Annotated in this window: 15 protein-coding genes; 5 read left to right on the top strand and 10 right to left on the bottom strand. The window is 55.8% G+C overall.

Annotated elements, in window-relative coordinates:
* Positions 1–208 (bottom strand): transposase (locus tag B145_RS0113425; RefSeq protein ID WP_018608004.1); only part of this gene is annotated, 208 nt, incomplete at its 3' end.
* Positions 209–440: 232 nt separating this feature from the next.
* Between B145_RS0113425 and B145_RS0113420 the strand changes: the two genes are divergently transcribed.
* Positions 441–1,007 carry an NADPH-dependent FMN reductase gene (locus B145_RS0113420; RefSeq protein ID WP_018608003.1) on the top strand — a complete coding sequence of 189 codons (567 nt, stop codon included), beginning with the start codon at positions 441–443 and terminating at the stop codon, positions 1,005–1,007.
* A gap of 557 nt (positions 1,008–1,564) precedes the next feature.
* Here the strand turns inward: B145_RS0113420 and B145_RS0113415 are convergent.
* The 3 genes from B145_RS0113415 to fumC all read right to left on the bottom strand — a co-directional run bounded on the left by B145_RS0113415 (position 1,565) and on the right by fumC (position 4,969).
* Positions 1,565–2,092 carry a Dps family protein gene (locus B145_RS0113415; RefSeq protein ID WP_018608001.1) on the bottom strand — a complete coding sequence of 176 codons (528 nt, stop codon included), beginning with the start codon at positions 2,090–2,092 and terminating at the stop codon, positions 1,565–1,567.
* Between the two features lie 66 nt (positions 2,093–2,158).
* Entirely contained in the window at positions 2,159–2,662 is a 504-nt protein-coding gene (locus tag B145_RS0113410; protein ID WP_018607999.1) for a DUF1269 domain-containing protein, read from the bottom strand.
* 921 nt (positions 2,663–3,583) lie between these two features.
* Positions 3,584–4,969, bottom strand: coding sequence for a class II fumarate hydratase (fumC, locus tag B145_RS0113405; RefSeq protein WP_018607997.1), 1,386 nt, complete (start codon positions 4,967–4,969; stop codon positions 3,584–3,586).
* 124 nt (positions 4,970–5,093) lie between these two features.
* Here fumC and acnA point away from each other — a divergent pair, with 124 nt between their 5' ends.
* Together acnA and B145_RS0113395 are read left to right on the top strand one after the other, a co-directional pair.
* A complete protein-coding gene (gene acnA / locus B145_RS0113400) occupies positions 5,094–7,802 on the top strand; it encodes an aconitate hydratase AcnA (RefSeq protein ID WP_018607996.1) in 2,709 nt (902 codons plus the stop codon).
* Positions 7,803–7,806: 4 nt separating this feature from the next.
* Positions 7,807–8,508: a VIT1/CCC1 transporter family protein gene (locus tag B145_RS0113395; RefSeq protein ID WP_018607994.1), complete on the top strand. Its 702-nt coding sequence runs from the start codon at positions 7,807–7,809 to the stop codon at positions 8,506–8,508.
* Positions 8,509–9,048: 540 nt separating this feature from the next.
* On the opposite strand, the gene B145_RS0113390 is transcribed toward B145_RS0113395, so the two are convergent.
* Together B145_RS0113390 and B145_RS0113385 are read right to left on the bottom strand one after the other, a co-directional pair.
* Positions 9,049–10,242: an MFS transporter gene (locus tag B145_RS0113390; RefSeq protein ID WP_018607992.1), complete on the bottom strand. Its 1,194-nt coding sequence runs from the start codon at positions 10,240–10,242 to the stop codon at positions 9,049–9,051.
* A 10-nt stretch (positions 10,243–10,252) separates the two neighbouring features.
* Positions 10,253–10,915: an ester cyclase gene (locus B145_RS0113385; RefSeq protein WP_211209832.1), complete on the bottom strand. Its 663-nt coding sequence runs from the start codon at positions 10,913–10,915 to the stop codon at positions 10,253–10,255.
* On the opposite strand from B145_RS0113385, the gene B145_RS0113380 reads away from it, so the two are divergent.
* The gene (locus B145_RS0113380; RefSeq protein WP_018607988.1) at positions 10,914–11,822 is read left to right on the top strand and encodes a LysR family transcriptional regulator; all 909 of its coding nucleotides are present in this window, start codon (positions 10,914–10,916) and stop codon (positions 11,820–11,822) included. The two genes, B145_RS0113385 and B145_RS0113380, sit on opposite strands and share 2 nt — an antisense overlap.
* 527 nt (positions 11,823–12,349) lie before the next feature.
* Here B145_RS0113380 and B145_RS0113375 read toward each other — a convergent pair.
* Together B145_RS0113375 and B145_RS0113370 are read right to left on the bottom strand one after the other, a co-directional pair.
* A complete protein-coding gene (locus tag B145_RS0113375) occupies positions 12,350–12,757 on the bottom strand; it encodes a VOC family protein (RefSeq protein WP_018607987.1) in 408 nt (135 codons plus the stop codon).
* 73 nt (positions 12,758–12,830) lie between these two features.
* Positions 12,831–13,232: a hypothetical protein gene (locus B145_RS0113370; protein WP_018607985.1), complete on the bottom strand. Its 402-nt coding sequence runs from the start codon at positions 13,230–13,232 to the stop codon at positions 12,831–12,833.
* A 143-nt stretch (positions 13,233–13,375) separates the two neighbouring features.
* Between B145_RS0113370 and B145_RS0113365 the strand changes: the two genes are divergently transcribed.
* Positions 13,376–13,948, top strand: a complete 573-nt coding sequence (locus tag B145_RS0113365) for a TetR/AcrR family transcriptional regulator (RefSeq protein ID WP_018607983.1) — start codon at positions 13,376–13,378, stop codon at positions 13,946–13,948.
* 350 nt (positions 13,949–14,298) lie between these two features.
* On the opposite strand, the gene B145_RS0113360 is transcribed toward B145_RS0113365, so the two are convergent.
* Entirely contained in the window at positions 14,299–15,609 is a 1,311-nt protein-coding gene (locus tag B145_RS0113360) for a ferredoxin reductase family protein (protein ID WP_018607981.1), read from the bottom strand.
* A gap of 105 nt (positions 15,610–15,714) precedes the next feature.
* The gene (locus tag B145_RS0113355; RefSeq protein WP_018607979.1) at positions 15,715–16,443 is read right to left on the bottom strand and encodes a nitroreductase; all 729 of its coding nucleotides are present in this window, start codon (positions 16,441–16,443) and stop codon (positions 15,715–15,717) included.
* Positions 16,444–16,491: the final 48 nt, after the last annotated feature.

Below are 16,491 nucleotides of genomic sequence, written 5' to 3'. Positions count from 1 at the left end.
CGAAATAGGCATGCACCGTGCGCCATTTCGGATATTCACTGGGCAGCATCCGCCACTGGCAGCCACTTTTTAGCAAATACAGCACGCCACAGAACACATCATATAGATCAACCGTACGGGGCTTGGTCTGTTTGCGTACACTTTCCAGCAAAGGACGGATCTGTTCGAACGCTTCCCTGCTTACATCACTGGGGTATTTCTTTCTCATGCCAAAAGTTTACGACATTTGGAAGATTGTGAACAGGTTCTGAGGCATAGGCCAGCTGCGCCACACCGAAGGCCAGTGCGACGAGCCCAAGCGCCAGGAATTCATCAAGACCGACTGCTTCCTTTCGGTAACGTATGTAAAGGCAACGATGGCTTGCCCAATGTGTGATGGCGCACAGTGTCCTCAGTCACACGCGGCCACACTGCTTAACACTACTCAAGGGGAAATAACAATGGACAAACTGAATATTATGGGAATCGTTGGTAGTCTGCGCAAAGACTCCTACAATCATTTCGCTTTGAAGGCTGCACAGGCATTACTGCCAGATGATGCAGTCCTGAATCTGGTTAGTCTTCACGGCATCCCGGTTTTCAATCAGGATGATGAAATGTCACCGCCGACTGCAGTGCTCGAATTCAAACGAAAAATTCTCGCCGCCGATGCCATTTTGTTTGCCACACCAGAGTACAACTACTCGCTGCCGGGCGGCCTGAAGAATGTGATTGACTGGGCCTCCAGACCCTATGGGGAAAATGCCTGGCAAGGCAAACCATCAGCCATCATGGGGGCTTCCATCGGCAATTTTGGTATCGCCCGTGCTCAATACGATCTGCGGAAAATCCTGGTGGCACTTGATATGCCGGTTGTTATTCAGCCGGAAATCATGATTGGCAACGCAGCCCAGAAATTTGACATAGACGGAACATTAACCGATGAGCCAACCCGTCAATTGATCCGTAAATTGTTGGTCTCGCTGCTGAATTTGGAGAAATCGACACGCCATGCAATAGGCGGGTAGGTTCAACATTCACGAAATTCTAAGCGTTGAGAGCAGCGTGGCAGACTATCACTTACTGACACATGGACTGAAACCATGCAGGGCTGAGCATCATTGTTGGCACCTTGTATGGCTTTACGCTGCTTACCCAACCTGTTCTCAGCTTGGATCCGAGCCATGGGTTACAGGAAGGCGAAACTAAAACATGCCGAAGAGCTAAAAACACTGATCGTCGATCACTGAGCTGTTACCCACCAGACCATATTTCCAGCATCGCCACCAACTGGCTGGCGATGAACACACAGACATTCTCCCCACCAGCACTGGCAGGCCACCAAGCACAACAACGCCACTGCCGTACCGATGGCACCCGTCGACCAGAACGTAGGCGAGGCTGTCTATGCGAAACAAGACTGGAAAGTATGCTTCAAGTCTCTACGCGGGGAAAAATTGGCGCAAACGGACGATATTTGTTCATGTTCATGCTCGTTTTTGGAGACCCGTATGCTACAGATAACAGCCCAACCTAGACTGCACCTTTGCGCCATCTCCGCGCCAAGAGAAAAGCGTACAAAATATCAAACACTATGGCGCGTTGTTTCGAACAAGAACCATCCTCTGCGCTCACTTTCGTCAATCCACACCTCAATAAGGCTGGTTGAGGCAATATCAGCATGCTCAACGCAAACCCCGTGCGCAGCACGGAGCCGTTCTGTGAGCCGTTGATTATCCTCTCTCAACTCTGATAGCATATCTGTAGGCTCCACATACTCAGCATCATTGTCGAGCACACGCTGCATTCTGGAAATATGTCCAATCGACTTCAAAGTTCCACCGCCGACCTTACGAATACGCTCAGCCAATGGGTCCGTCATCGCCAGAATTTCGGTAGCTTGATCATCAAGCAACAAGTGGTAATCACGAAAATGCGGGCCACTCATATGCCAGTGAAAATTCTTTGTTTTCAGGTAGATGGCAAATACATCCGCCAGAATTGCATTTAATGCACCCGAAATATCCTGTGTGGCATTTTCATTCAAGTCAGTGGCAGTAGCCAACGGCGCATTGCGCCTGAGTATCAGCTCTTGCGTATTTGATTTATTCACGTACGTTCCTTCTTTCTTTATCGATGAAAAAGCTAGGTTTCAAGATCGTTTCAGATGTTTTAAATCTCATGCGGCCTGCCAAATTTTTGAGCCGCTCAATATCGCCTGAGCTTTTTCTTGGTCTTCGTCGCTACCGTGCACCATCAACACGTATTTGTCGACCTTGAGTGCCGACTCATATTTGATGATTGCGTCCTGAGGAACACCGATGCGAGTCAGCGCCGCTCCAAGAGCAGACACACCACCAACTACGACAGCTCCTTCAAGAGCACTGACCAGCATCGTAACCAGAGGCCCTGCCATTGCTAATAATCCCAAACCAGGGACAAAAAATATGGCAGGGGCCATCAATAACCCCCACACGCTCCCCCAAAAGGCGCCGACTCCGCCCCACGATTTGATCCGATCTCCTGTGGAGTAGAAACCAACAGGATGCTCTTCACTGTGGTAGCCCTTGCCAACGAGTGAGAGTTTCTTTACATCAAAACCAGACCGATGCAGAGCGTGGATAGCGTCTTCAGCTTCAACATGGGTGTTAAATACGAAAAACGGGGCATAAGCTTTTTGCATGACAACTCCTCGGCCAATACTGAAGTGGCAAGCTAAATTTTTAGGCTAACTTCAATTCCATAAAACTCAAATAATGTAGTTTTTTAATTAGAATTTACATTTGCGCGCCTCAAAAACCACGCCCGTTACAACTTATATAAATCACATAAATTATTTATAGAATTGGCTAGTATAAAAACATTTTCTCAATATCCATTTCACCACCCTACGCCTTAGTCCTCAGCCCTTCTGTGCGGCATCCCACACAAGTGTTCCACAAATTTATAATGGAATGACAGTCAGGCTATCCGGGCAATCATTTTGCGGAAACGTAATAGCGCAGCAGGGCTGGGTTGAAGTTTGAAGTGCAACATGGGGGTGCAAACGCATAATGTCTCTGGCGAAAGCTTCAAACGCGAGACATTTTCTAGGCCTGTCATTGAATCCTCTGGCAATAGCACTGAAATAGCCTTGAGAGAATGGAGCCAAATCTAATTCCTTGGGCAAGTACTGGCGAACAAGCCCGTTGGTATTCGCATTGGTCGGGCGCTGCCAGGAACTATGTAGGTCAGCGAATTAGGCGTCAATTCAAGCGGCGGCGTTGGAGATTTGAACGCAGAACAATTCCATTTTTAATGGAACGATTGTGCTTGGTGTGTGTCTGACTCGCATCAAGACTCAGCAGCAAATTTAGCTGACGCAAGGCTGCGCTGCGGAAAGTCGAAGGAGTAAGCCATGAGCAGCGTTATCTCTATTCCTCAAAACGCGCTCTCTAGCGTGTCGAGTATCAATCCAGTAACGTTTCCGTTCGCGGCTTCAGAAACACAGGCAAGCAGCACGGTATTGCTTGACACCATGTCGAGCATTGTCCAACTCTATGGGTCTTGCTGCTCCACTGCCGAGAAAAGCCAGAACGCCGCGTACAGAGATCAGCGTAGAGGCTCACACCATTCGTTCCGCTCGTACCCAGACATCGAACTGTTCCGCACTGACCAATCCCAGCGCCAGTGCCGCCTCGCGTAGAGACAAGCCATTGACATGCGCGTGCTTAGCAATCTGCGCCGCGTGGTCGTAGCCGATGTGTGGGCTCAGTGCAGTGACCAGCATCAGAGAATGGCTGAGCAGATCGGCGATGCGCGCCCGATCCGGCTCTATGCCTTGTGCACAATACGTGTCGAAACTTGCCATTGCGTCGCCGAGCAGGCGTACGCTCTGCAGGAAATTATGCGCGATCAACGGCTTGAACACATTTAGTTCGAAGTTGCCCGAAGCTCCGCCGATATTCAGGGCTACGTCATTGCCCAACACCTGACAGCACACCATGATCAGCGCTTCGCACTGCGTGGGGTTGACCTTGCCCGGCATGATTGAGCTGCCCGGCTCATTCTCTGGCAACAGCAATTCTCCCAACCCGCAACGTGGGCCTGAGGCCAGCCAGCGCACATCATTGGCGATCTTCATCAGTGCCACGGCGAGGGTTTTGAGCGCCCCATGAGCACTGACTAGCGCATCGTGGGCAGCCAGCGCAGCAAAGCGGTTCGCTGCACATCTGAATGGCAGTCCGCAATCCGCAGCGAGATGCGCAGCTACTTCAGCACCAAAGCGTGGATGGGTGTTCAGCCCGGTTCCCACCGCCGTGCCGCCCACTGCTAGTTCATACACCGCATCCAGATTTGCGCGGACCACACGCTCGGCATGCTCCAGTTGCGCCACCCATCCGGACATCTCCTGCCCAAGAGTGAGCGGGATGGCGTCCTGCAGATGGGTGCGGCCAATCTTCACGATATCCGCAAACGCCAGTGCCTTCGCCTCCATCCTAGCGCGCAGGGCCAACAAGGCCGGCAGCAAGGCTCGGGTTAGCTCGCTGGCAGCGGCCACGTGCATCGCGGTCGGAAAGATGTCATTGGAAGACTGGCCGAGATTGACGTGATCGTTCGGGTGCACGCAGCGGGCCTCGCCGCGGCCAGCTCCAAGCAGTTCAGAAGCGCGATTGGCCAGTACTTCGTTGACGTTCATATTGCTCTGGGTGCCCGAGCCGGTCTGCCATATCGACAGCGGAAAAGCGTCTGCATGGGCGCCCGCCAGCAACTCGTCTGCCGCGCACATGATGGCCTCGGCCAGTGCCGCATTGAGCAGGCCAAGCTCACCATTGACTGCGGCACAGGCACGCTTGACGCGCAGCAGCGCCTGCAGCAGCGCTAGTGGCAGGCGCTCGGAGGAGATCCGGAAGTGCTCCAGCGAGCGTTGGGTCTGGGCGCCCCACAAGGCCGCGTCGGCGACGGCGATGGCGCCAAAAGAATCACTTTCCTGCCGGGTCGGCTCGTCCATAAGAAATGCTCCTGTGCAAGGATGGTGCAATGACTAAACTCAAGACACTAACTTCAGTGTAGTTCGCGCTGTTCACTGAACGTCGGCCCTCCCCCCGCGACGCGGAACGACCAAGGAGTCCGTCATGTCCCTGCGTGTCCAAGATACTTTGCGCACCTTCCCGCTCGCCAACGGCCAAACGGGACAGCTGCATTCCCTGCTGGAGCTGGAGGCACTCGGCTTCGGCAAACTATCGCGCCTGCCGGTATCCCTGCGCATCGTGCTCGAATCCCTACTGCGCAATCTCGACGGAAAACGCATCACCGAACAGCACTTGCGCCAACTCGCCAGTTGGCAGCCGCAAGCTACCCGCAACGAAGAAATTCCCTTCATCGTTGCACGCATCGTGCTACAGGATTTCACCGGTGTGCCGTTACTCTGCGATCTCGCTGCCATGCGTGACGTGGCTGTGCGTTTCGGCAAGAACCCGCGCCTGATCGAGCCGCTGGTGCAGGTCGATCTGGTCGTCGATCACTCGGTGCAGGTCGATCACTTCCGCGAAATGGACGCGCTGGATCTGAACATGCGTCTTGAATTCCAGCGCAATGCCGAGCGTTACCGCTTCATCAAATGGGGCATGCAGGCCTTCCACAGCTTCCGCGTGGTCCCGCCGGGCATCGGCATCGTGCATCAGGTCAATCTGGAATACCTCGCGCGCGGCGTGATCCAGCGCCAGGGCGTGTATTTCCCAGACAGCTTAGTCGGCACCGACTCGCACACCACTATGATCAACGCACTGGGCGTGGTGGGTTGGGGTGTGGGCGGCATAGAGGCGGAAGCAGGCATGCTTGGTCAGCCGGTGTATTTCCTGATGCCCGACGTAGTCGGCGTACATCTCTCAGGCCAACTGCGCGAGGGCGTCACAGCCACCGATCTGGTCCTCGTCATCACCGAAATGCTGCGTCGCGCACAAGTGGTCGGCACCTTCGTCGAGTTCTTTGGTGCAGGGGCTGCGTCGCTGAGCCTGCCGGATCGCGCCACCATCGCCAATATGGCGCCGGAATATGGGGCGACCATGGGCTTTTTCCCACCCGACGAAGTCGCCGCTGCTTATCTCACGGCCACCGGTCGTAGCGACGAAGAAGTCAGCGCCTTCCGTAACTACTTTCTGGCTCAGCAACTTTTCGGCATGCCACAGGCCGGGGCGATCGACTATAGCCGCGAACTGGCGCTGGATCTAGCTAGCGTCATGCCTAGCGTGGCCGGGCCAAAACGCCCGCAGGATCGCATCGCTCTGCCGGATCTGAAGTCCGCGTTCGAGCGCCTGGTGACACAGGCTCCCGCCGAAGGCGGCTATGGCAAGGTGGATGAGGCGCGCCATACACTGGCAAACGGCGTCACGCTTGGCCACGGCGATGTACTGATCGCTGCGATCACCTCCTGCACCAACACTTCCAACCCCAGTGTCATGCTCGCCGCCGGACTGTTGGCACAGAAGGCCGTGGCGCGCGGTCTACGCGTTGCGCCCCAGATCAAAACATCGCTCGCACCGGGCTCCCGTGTGGTCAGCGACTACCTCGCCAAGGCCGGCTTGCTGGCACCACTGGGCGAACTGGGTTTCCATCTCGTGGCCTACGGTTGTATCACTTGTATTGGCAATTCCGGTCCGCTGGATCAGAACATTGAGCACATCCTCAGCAGTCAGGACTTGATCTGCGCTGCTGTGCTCTCCGGCAATCGCAATTTCGAAGCGCGCATCCACCCCGCCATCAAGGCTAATTTCCTGATGAGCCCGCCATTGGTGGTGGCCTTCGCTTTGGCCGGCCGCATCGGCATCAATCTGGCCATCGAACCACTCGGCTACGATTCGCAGAACACACCGGTCTATCTGCATGAACTGTGGCCCAGCCAGCAGGAAGTGGCCTCCGCTGTGCTGGCCGCGACAGACCCGGAGACTTTCCGCCGCCTGTACGCCGACTTTGCTCACGCCAATCCGCTATGGGAAAATATCCATGCCGCGCTCGGCGAGGTCTACGCCTGGGAGGATTCGACTTACATCGCGCGGCCCCCTTTCTTCGATGACTTTGCTGCCGTACCGAGCGCCATTCCCTCCATTCACCGTGCCCGCGCCCTAGCGATCTTCGGCGACTCGGTAACCACCGACCACATCAGTCCGGCTGGCTCAATCAAACGCGCTTCCCCGGCTGGCGACTATCTCGCTGCAGCCGGTGTCGCACCGGACGACTTCAATAGCTATGGCTCGCGCCGTGGCAATCACCAGATCATGCTGCGCGGCACCTTTGCCAATGTGCGTATCCGCAACCTGATGTTGTCACCAGGCCCCGACGGCCAGCCCATCGAAGGTGGCCTCACCCTGAGCCAGCCGACGGGCAAACAATGCTTCATCCATGATGCAGCCATGGCTTACCTGCACGCCAATACGCCCACCCTGATCTTCGCCGGCACGGAATACGGCAGCGGCTCCAGCCGCGACTGGGCCGCCAAGGGCACGCGGTTGCTCGGCGTACGCGCCGTCATTGCACGCAGCTTCGAGCGCATCCACCGCGCCAATCTCGTCGGCATGGGCGTATTGCCTTTACAGTTCAAGCCCGGCGATAGCGCCGTCACATTGGGCTTGCACGGCGACGAAATTTTTGATCTGCCCGGCGCAGAAGGTTCGCTCACGCCTGGGCAAGATCTCGTCCTGCACGTTCAGCATGCCGATGGCCGCCACAGTGAACACGCCCTGCTGCTGCGCATCGACACCCCGGTCGAGATCGACTACTACCGTCACGGTGGCATCCTGCCTTATGTGCTGCGCGACCTGCTTGCTAGTCTAGCCGTGGAGGGCTAAGGGTATGCGCCACGTCGAACGCCATCGTCAGCAACGTAGCAGCTGGCTACGCGCGGGTGTACTCGGCGCCAATGACGGAATCATTTCCACAGCCAGTCTGATCCTTGGTGTAACCGCTGCGGGTGCCAGCCCGCAGAGCATTCTGGTGGCGGGCATGGCCAGTCTGGTTGCCGGTGCACTGTCAATGGCGGCCGGCGAATTCGTCTCGGTCAGTTCGCAAGCCGATACCGAACGCGCAGATCTGGAACGCGAACGGCTCGAACTCGCTGCTGACCCCGAGCATGAACATGTGGAAATGACAGCTATCTACGTCAGTCGCGGACTAGACCCTGAACTCGCTGCCCGCGTCACGACTCAGCTCATGCAGCACGATGCACTCGGTGCTCATGCCCGCGAGGAGCTCGGCATCCATGAAGCCTTCAGCGCGCAACCGATCCAGGCCGCGTTGGTCTCAGCGGGTAGCTTCGCCCTTGGCGCAAGCCAGCCCCTTACAGCCAGTTTGCTAGTCGCTATGTTTCTCCCCGCTTCGCTATACATGCCGACAATCTTCTCTGCCTCGCTCCTCTGCGTCGCCTTGCTCGGAGCCTTGGCTGCTCGCCTCGGCGGCGCATCGCCATGGCGCGCCAGTCTGCGTTTGGCCGGGTGGGGCTGCGCGGCCATGATCATTACCACCGGGGTCGGAGTGGTATTCAAGCTGACTGTTTGAGGCTGACATAGGCACTTGAAATCAGGTTGCACCGGATTTTCAAGCACATAGACCAACGAGCGTTTTGAGCCGATAAGCAACTGTTGTTCTGCCGAGACACCTCTCGGGCTGTCGTCGAACGACTTCGGCAAAGCTCTTGTGTTAATAAGGAACCATAGAGAGTTTTCCAGCCTAATCGGGCTGGGTTACCTCTCGCAAAGTTACCCGTGGACTTTTTCTCACGTCCCGCACGCGTTCACTCCGGCAAAGCTGCTCACGACGTGATTACGAAGGATGAATGGCTAAGCTTAGAAGCAGTGATGGAAATGAGTCGCTTAAGCTCGGGCTGCCTGAGCGGTGACTGCAAAACACGGGGTGACTACCAGCCATGCCAAACAACTATATTAATTCCATCTCGTAGAGAAATGACGACAACTTGATGGCAATCGTTACCTTTTTGGCATCAATCAACCGCATCCTGGCGAGCCGGTATGGGGACGCTTCGACAGGTCTTGATGCCGAGGGATGTGATGAGCTTCATTCTCAGCCCAAACCGGTGCGTCAGGTTGGGCTGGCTGACATACATATTCGCGAGCGTTTTTCCAGCACATGGCAGATGACGGTGAGCAACAAACCCGCAAACGCTACTGCGGCGCCTGTGTACATGATGTGATCAAGTGTGAGTTCTCGATTGATGACCTCGCCACCTAGCCACGCGCCGCCGGCATTGCCCAGATTGAATGCGCTGATGTTTAGCGTGGAAGCTAGATTGGGCGCGCTACGCGCCTGCTCCACAACGTGCATCTGCAGCGGCGCCACACAGGAAAATGCGATGACACCCCACGCAAAGACCGTCAGTGCGGCAGGAACGAGGCTGTGGCTCGTCCACGCAAAGAGCACTAAAACAATGGCCAGCGCAGCGAGAGTGCCCATCAACGAAGGCATCAGATACCAGTCAGCAAGACGGCCTCCCAACACATTACCAAGCGTGAGCCCTAAGCCGAATAGCAATAAGACGGTACTAACCATACTAGGCGAAGCATGTGCCAGCTCCTGCAGAATAGGTGCTATGTAGGTAAAGACCGTAAATACCCCACCAAAGCCCAATACCGTCATGCCCAGTGCCAGCCAAACTTTTAATTTGCCAAGCACCTGCAACTCGGTAGTGATGTGGGTGATGCCACTCCGTAGGTGGCTCGGCACCCAACGAATCAGTGCAACCGCAGACAATACCCCCAGCGCGGTCACACACCAGAAGGTTGCCCGCCATCCCAGGGAGTGCCCGATCAACGTCCCTAGTGGCACTCCCAACACATTGGCAAGCGTCAAGCCGGTAAACATCAACGCAACAGCACGCGCACGCTGGTTATTTGCGACAAGGTCTGCGGCCACCACCGCACCAATCCCAAAGAACGCGCCGTGGCAGAGCGCGGCAATGACGCGTGCCAGCATCAACACGCAATAGTCGGGGGCAAGCGCTGAGAGCAGATTGCCTGCGATGAACAGCCCCATCAGTACCAACAAGGCTGTCTTGCGTCGCCAGCGACTGCTCAGGATGGCAAGAATCGGCGCGCCAATGGCGACCCCTAACGCATAGGCACTGATCAGCAAACCAGCTTTAGGGATGCTGACCGACAGATCGCCAGCAACTTCGGGCAACAACCCCATGATGACGAATTCAGTTGTACCGATGGCAAACGCACTGATTGCCAGCGCCAGAAGAGCACGAGGTACGTGTGACCGCAGGTATGGCATGACAAACCCCTTATCTGGCGACAATGCCAAGTTGCTGCATCAGACTCAGGTTGTCTTCCATATGCCAGTTCTCGGCAATGCGTCCATTCCTGACTGTGTATATATCGACTGCCATGAAATCGATAGTCCGACCGTCCCCCTGGCGATCTCCGAAGCTCCCGCTGAAGTGCCCGGTGAAATGCAGCCGGCCAACAACCTTGTCGCCCGCCACAATCATCTCTTCGACCTCCAATTTCAGGTCCGGCACCGCTGCGCGAAAGCCTTTTGAAGCGAGGATGGGACCGCGTGGCCCCTGCGGGCGCCCCGCCGGCAAGTTGGTATCGATGAAATCCGGTGCCAACGCGGCTTCGGCATAGTGCGCCTCGCCGGTGTTCCAAAAACTGTAGTACCGCTCAGCGGCAAGGACTTGCTGCTGCGCCTGCGCTACTGGTAGAGACGCTTCGATGCTGATGTGGCGTGGCTGTAGCAGATTATCGGTGGCGCCTGCCTGGAGAGTGACCAGACTGGCGATGAGTGCAACGATGGCCTTGCTTGAACGTGATTGAAATGATTTGCAAAACATGATGCTCTCCTTGTGAGTGGGGGTGAGCACACTATCTAGCATTTTCGATTCAGTGATAATTGACCATAATGCATAACCAGTCTTTCCAAATAGTTGAAGATGCTTCGTCATGCCTGACTTGTTCGATATGCAGTTGTTTGTCCGCGCCATCGCCTGCGGTAGCCTGTCAGCGGCGGGACGAGAACTGGGTTTCTCACCGGCTGTCGCCAGCAAGCGCCTGACGCGCTTGGAGGACTCACTGGGCGTACGCCTGATTCAGCGCAGCTCGCGGCGCTTGACGTTAACCGAAGAAGGCACGATCTACCTTGAACGCGCGAGTGCCATCCTTGCCGAAGTGAGCGAAGCCGAAGCTGCCGTCACCGGAGGCGCGGCAGAGGCACGGGGCATATTGCGGATATCGGCACCAACAGCACTGGGACGGCGCTGGGTGGCGCCGTTGCTAGCAGATTTCTGTATGCGGTACCCGGCAGTGAGCGGACGCCTGAGCCTTAGCGAGCGCGTGGAGGACTTGCTGGACGGTGGCTTCGATCTAGCCATCCGTATCGGTGCACAGGATGATTCGCGTTTGATCTCTCGGCGCCTTGCCAGCAATCGGCGCATAATCTGCGCCACGCCCGCCTACTTGGCGCAGCACGGCACGCCGACATCGTTAGCGGAGTTGGTTCGGCACAACTGCTTGGTTCTGCAGCGGCCCGGTATGTCCGCGCTAGGCTGGACTTTCCAGACGGTAAAAGGCCTGCAGACCTTACGCGTGAGTGACACGTTGAGCAGTGACAACGGGGAGCAAATCCATGATTGGGTGCGAGGTGGCCATGGGCTGGCGCTAAAATCACTGTGGGACGTGGCGGATGATATTGCCAGTGGTGCCTTAGTGTCGGTACTCGACGAACATATAGGGCCCGATGCTGACCTTTTTGCGACCTACCCAAGTCGCAATTTTCTGCCGATGCGCACCCGGTTGTTTATTGATGCACTGGTTGCAAAATTCAAACAGGCAGAATCAGCAATGCCACGGTGAAAACCCGTTTATCGTCGACATGTCATTGGCTGGTCAAGATAAGCCAGTAGTTCCCCTCAAGTGATACCAATAAACCTCGCCATCGCTATCGCAATGGCTATTGTCTGTGAGTAAGTGGGCCAATCACACTCATTTCATGAATGGTAGCTAAGGCAGACGATACGTCGGCCATACCAGTGAAGCGTATCGTCCCTTCAGTCTGACAGAGCCCCAACGCCTGGACCTCGGCCAAAACGGACGGTCAGCCACAGCCTAGAAAGTGGCTGCAATGCTGCCAACAGCGCTCGGTCAATGATAGATCGGCGTGATGACCGATTTCGATGGAACTGAATGGCTCAGACGGACCCTGAAGGGATACTCAGGTCACTGAATTGGTCGCCGCACAGTAGACGTCCGAGCGGATTCGCGTGGCGTGGAGGCGTAGGCTATGGCCGATCGACCGGCAACCAGCGGTCAGACGGTTGCAGATACCTTGCAGCGTGCAATGCTTCTCTTCTGCGAGAACCCCTAGCGCGTACCTGCGGCAGTCATGGTCGAGCCGGCTCATGGCAGTTCAACATCCATTGCACACCGAAGCGATCCGTCAGTTTTCCGTAGTAGTCGCCCCACGGCTGCATGCCAAGTGCAGTCGTTATGAGACCTCCTGAACTCAATGCGCTGAACAGCCGATCGGTCGATTGCCTGCTGTCCATCGCTAGATGGTGCGCGGACCCTCGCATCGGCTCGGCGTCATCGTTGTCCGATGCGTAGAAGACGACGCCATCTCCTTCGAACTTGGCGTGCATGACCTTCCCGCGCATTGCCTCGCTCTTGGCGGGCATCCCGTCCGCGTCGTATCGCAGCATCTCAACAATCCGACCCAGGCCGCATGTCTCGTAGAAGCGCAGGGCCTCCTCGCAGGCGTCGGTAAAGAACAGGTAGTTTGAAAGCAGCATCAAGCACTCCTTGTAGAAGGCATGGAGGCGCGATAGGTCCTCCACGCAAAACCTTTGACGTAAGCTCGCCGAGTCAGCCCACGAGTTGCGCGTTGGTCAACGCCACACCGCCAATTCCCCAGGCGCCGTCCACCGCGTGAACCACATTCACCCAGATGCGCTCCTTGGGCTGCTTCTCGCCCGACATCAAGTGGATGATATCGGTGGCTTCTTCGATGTACCCCAATTGAATCTCGCGGGTGTTGAATGTGAACGCCGGAACTTTCCACTCGATGAATACCACGGCCGCCTCCTTCGATCCGGAGAACGTATGCTCCTTTGGTACGACGTTGATCGATCCAACGATGTTCGGTGTAATGGCCGCGTTCCCAGTCAGTCCGTGCCACTTGAGCATGGCATCGGAGAGGCGGGCGAAAGCGAGCGTTTCTTGGCCCTTGGGGAGAACGCCTTCGGTGAGAGTAAGAGTGAGTGGCATGAGATTTCTCGAGTCAGAGGGTTGCGGCGTCAAAAGTGGCTTCGCCCGCCAATCGAGCGTCGCATAACGATCGTGATGTTAATATAGATAACGAACGTTATTCGGTCAACTATAATGTGATCTAACTAATGAAGAGGATTTCAATGTCACGAGCTGAACAGAAGGCGAACACGCGTCAGCGCATTCTTGAGGGATCAGGACGTGCGTTTCGCAAGGGAGGATACGCGGGAACAGGAGTCGACGCTCTGGCCAAGGAGGCGGGCGTCACGTCTGGCGCCTTCTACGTCCACTTCGACTCCAAGGGCGACGCTTTCCGTGAGTCGCTGAGACAAGGGATGGACGATTTGCGCAGAGGCATCCTTTACTTCCAATCAGAGCATAGGCGCGCTTGGTGGCCAGAGTTCGTGCGGTTCTATCTCAGCGCAAAGCGAACCTGCGACCTGTCAGAAGGCTGCACGCTGCAGACGCTGCCGACTGAGGTGGCACGCTCCGACCTGGAGTCGCGCATTGTTTTCGAAGTGGCATTGCGCGAAGTTGCACAGGTTGTCGTAGATGGCCCTGCCTCACCGCGCGCGCCTAGGAACTTTGAAGCAGCGTGTTCAGCTTTGGCTTCCCTAGTAGGGGCGGTGACACTCGCACGTGCGGTTGGAAGTCCGGCCTTTGCAGATCAGATTGCGAATGCGGCCGAGTCGGCGTTGCTGGGCCCGGCTCGATGAAGGTAACTTCGCTTCCCGAAAGCTGCCTCCCGTGAGTGCCCGCAACTAGCCGGAAGCGGTCATTCTAACCCGTTGGCATCAGCGGCGGCAAAGGCCGAGCTCCGGGCGCCGAGGTTCGAACCGGCAGAGGCGACTACAGGCTTCACTGCTTTCGCCGACTCATCGTCGGCCAATGCAGACGTTCGGATGCCAATGATAATCAGACAGCAATGAATCGGTTTGCCTCCCACGACTAGATTGCGTTCAACGGAAGATTTCCAAGCGCGTGAATGCAAACAACTGGTCTTATGTCAGGACAGCTGTCATAGGCGTGCAGAGGGAGCCGTCAGCAGTTCTGTGACAATACGCACTCAACGAAACTCAAAAAATTCCCGATGAAAGCGTTCTAAGGAAAATCTGCCGCGCTGCTGCAACACAGCCAGAAGATCTTCTGCCCAGCGTGAGGGGCCGCAGAAAAACACCTCACAGGAGGGCGCTACGAATTTCGCAATATCATCCGATTCAATTCGCCCGTCGCGATTAACAACCCTGAGATGCAGTTTGACATTGGCTTCTGTACATAGATCTTCGAGCCCGCAAGGAAACGAAGCCTCTTCATCAGAGCTGACGGAATAAAAAAAGTGAATCTTGTTTTTCGTATTGCCATTTTGCGCCAGCATTTCAAGTCGCGCCAAAAAGGCTGTAATGCCGACACCACCTGCGACCCACACCTGATTATGAGAAACATCACCAAAATCGAAGCCTCCGTAGGGACCTTCGACAATTACAGCATCACCACACTTGATGTTTCCCTTTAGCTTGCGAGTGTAATCTCCCAGTGGCTTGATGCCGAACCGCAGGTGCCCAGCTCGCTCCCAGTGCGACGCGATCGTGAATGGGTGCGCTCCTTCCCTGCGGTCCAGCGTCAACAAAGCGAATTGTCCGTCCTTGTGCCCTGGCCAGTCGGATCTGAGCATGACTTGAAGATCGAGTACCCCAGATTCGGTTTGCGCAATACTCGAAACCTCCCCTTTATGTTGGCGACTGCGCCCAATCAGTCCGGCCAATGATCGAATGGCGATAGCGCTACCGGTCAAGGAAATGACTGCAACCAGAATCCTAAATGGGGTGGCTGTAGTTCCATGCGGCATGAGCACTACGCTATGGATTGCCCCTAGCAGGAAAGCGACCGGGAAACCTTTGTGTAGTTTGCGAAACCATCCATAGGGCACGAAGCGTAGTAATGCTACAAGACTTAAGGCAATCACCAGTATGGCCGATACTTCACCCAGCTCTCTTGATCCACCGGTCAAGGAGCCGCTCCCCCTACCGTGATGGTGACTGGGGCCGGTTACGTTTTCTATCCAACCTAAATCCATCAGTATGTTTGGCGACAGGTATGTCAGCCAGTGCGCCACCACCAACAGCAAGGCTCCGATTCCGATGTGCTTATGAACTCGATATAGCTTATCCAATCCTCCCATTCGGCTTTCCAGCCAAATTGGTCGAAGAGCGAATAGCATACAGAGCCCCATCCAGGACAATGCAAGTGCGCCAGTCAGTGAATTTAGTGCCACCCGCATGGGCAGAAACGAGGCTGAAAGGGTCAGCACCTCGATTGGTTGCATTGCAGCCCACAGCACGATGACCAGAAGCGAAGTCGGAAGCACAAAGCGTTTCATAATTTAATGGGTAACGATTCATACTGTTGTATGGCGGCTGCATTCCCTGACAGAGGCGGGCACCCCAGTATTGAGGTCATCCGCACAAATTGGCTTGATCCGTCTTTAGTGTGAGACAACGACGTCGGTCATTGGACGACGCCAACGGTCCTCAATCCTTGCGTCGTCGGCGCGATAACCAAGTGCGATAACGACGGGAATCACCGATCCTCGTGGCAGCTCCAGGAGCTTCGCGACCTTGGACGCGGAGAAACCCTCCATTGGGCACGAGTCGATCCCCTTCGCGGCGGCGGCGAGCATGAGGGTTTGAGCGGCGAAAACGGCATTTCGCGCAGCCCAGTGCCTGCTCCCGAGGTGGCTAACTGGAAGCAGTGACAAACAGGGGCGAATCAGCGCCGCAAGCACGAGAAGTGGTGACCACAAAGCGGATGATCCGATCCCAAGGATTTTCTGAAACATCCTTATTTGCTTACGGTAATAGGCCTTGGAGTCAGGCCCCAGCTTCGATGAGGCTTCTACATGCGCGAGCTGGGCCAGAGCAGTTTGTTTCCCAAATGCTGGATTTGCGACAACGACAATAAGATCTGACGCAGAAACGGCTGCTTTTTGTCCATTACACGCCGACGCGACGCAGGCCTTCATTGCTGGTTCGCGAATCCAGTGCAGTTGGTAGGGTTGGAGGTTTCCACTTGAGGGAGCGAAGGCCGCTTCGATAAGCAAAGCCAGCACATCATCCTCTAGAACAGGAATTGAGTTGAATTTACGAATCGCCCGACGAAAGCGGTTCGCGGCTTGGAAGGCGTCCCATGGACGTGACAGATCATGTGTTTTCATGCACAAAATCGTAAGTTAAAACTTGTATTTTGGAAACTCGCATTCGGG

The organism is Uliginosibacterium gangwonense DSM 18521 (genome assembly GCF_000373965.1).
GTDB lineage: Bacteria > Pseudomonadota > Gammaproteobacteria > Burkholderiales > Rhodocyclaceae > Uliginosibacterium > Uliginosibacterium gangwonense.
The sequence above is the reverse complement of the archived record's forward strand: the minus strand, read 5'-3'. Positions and strand labels throughout refer to the sequence as shown.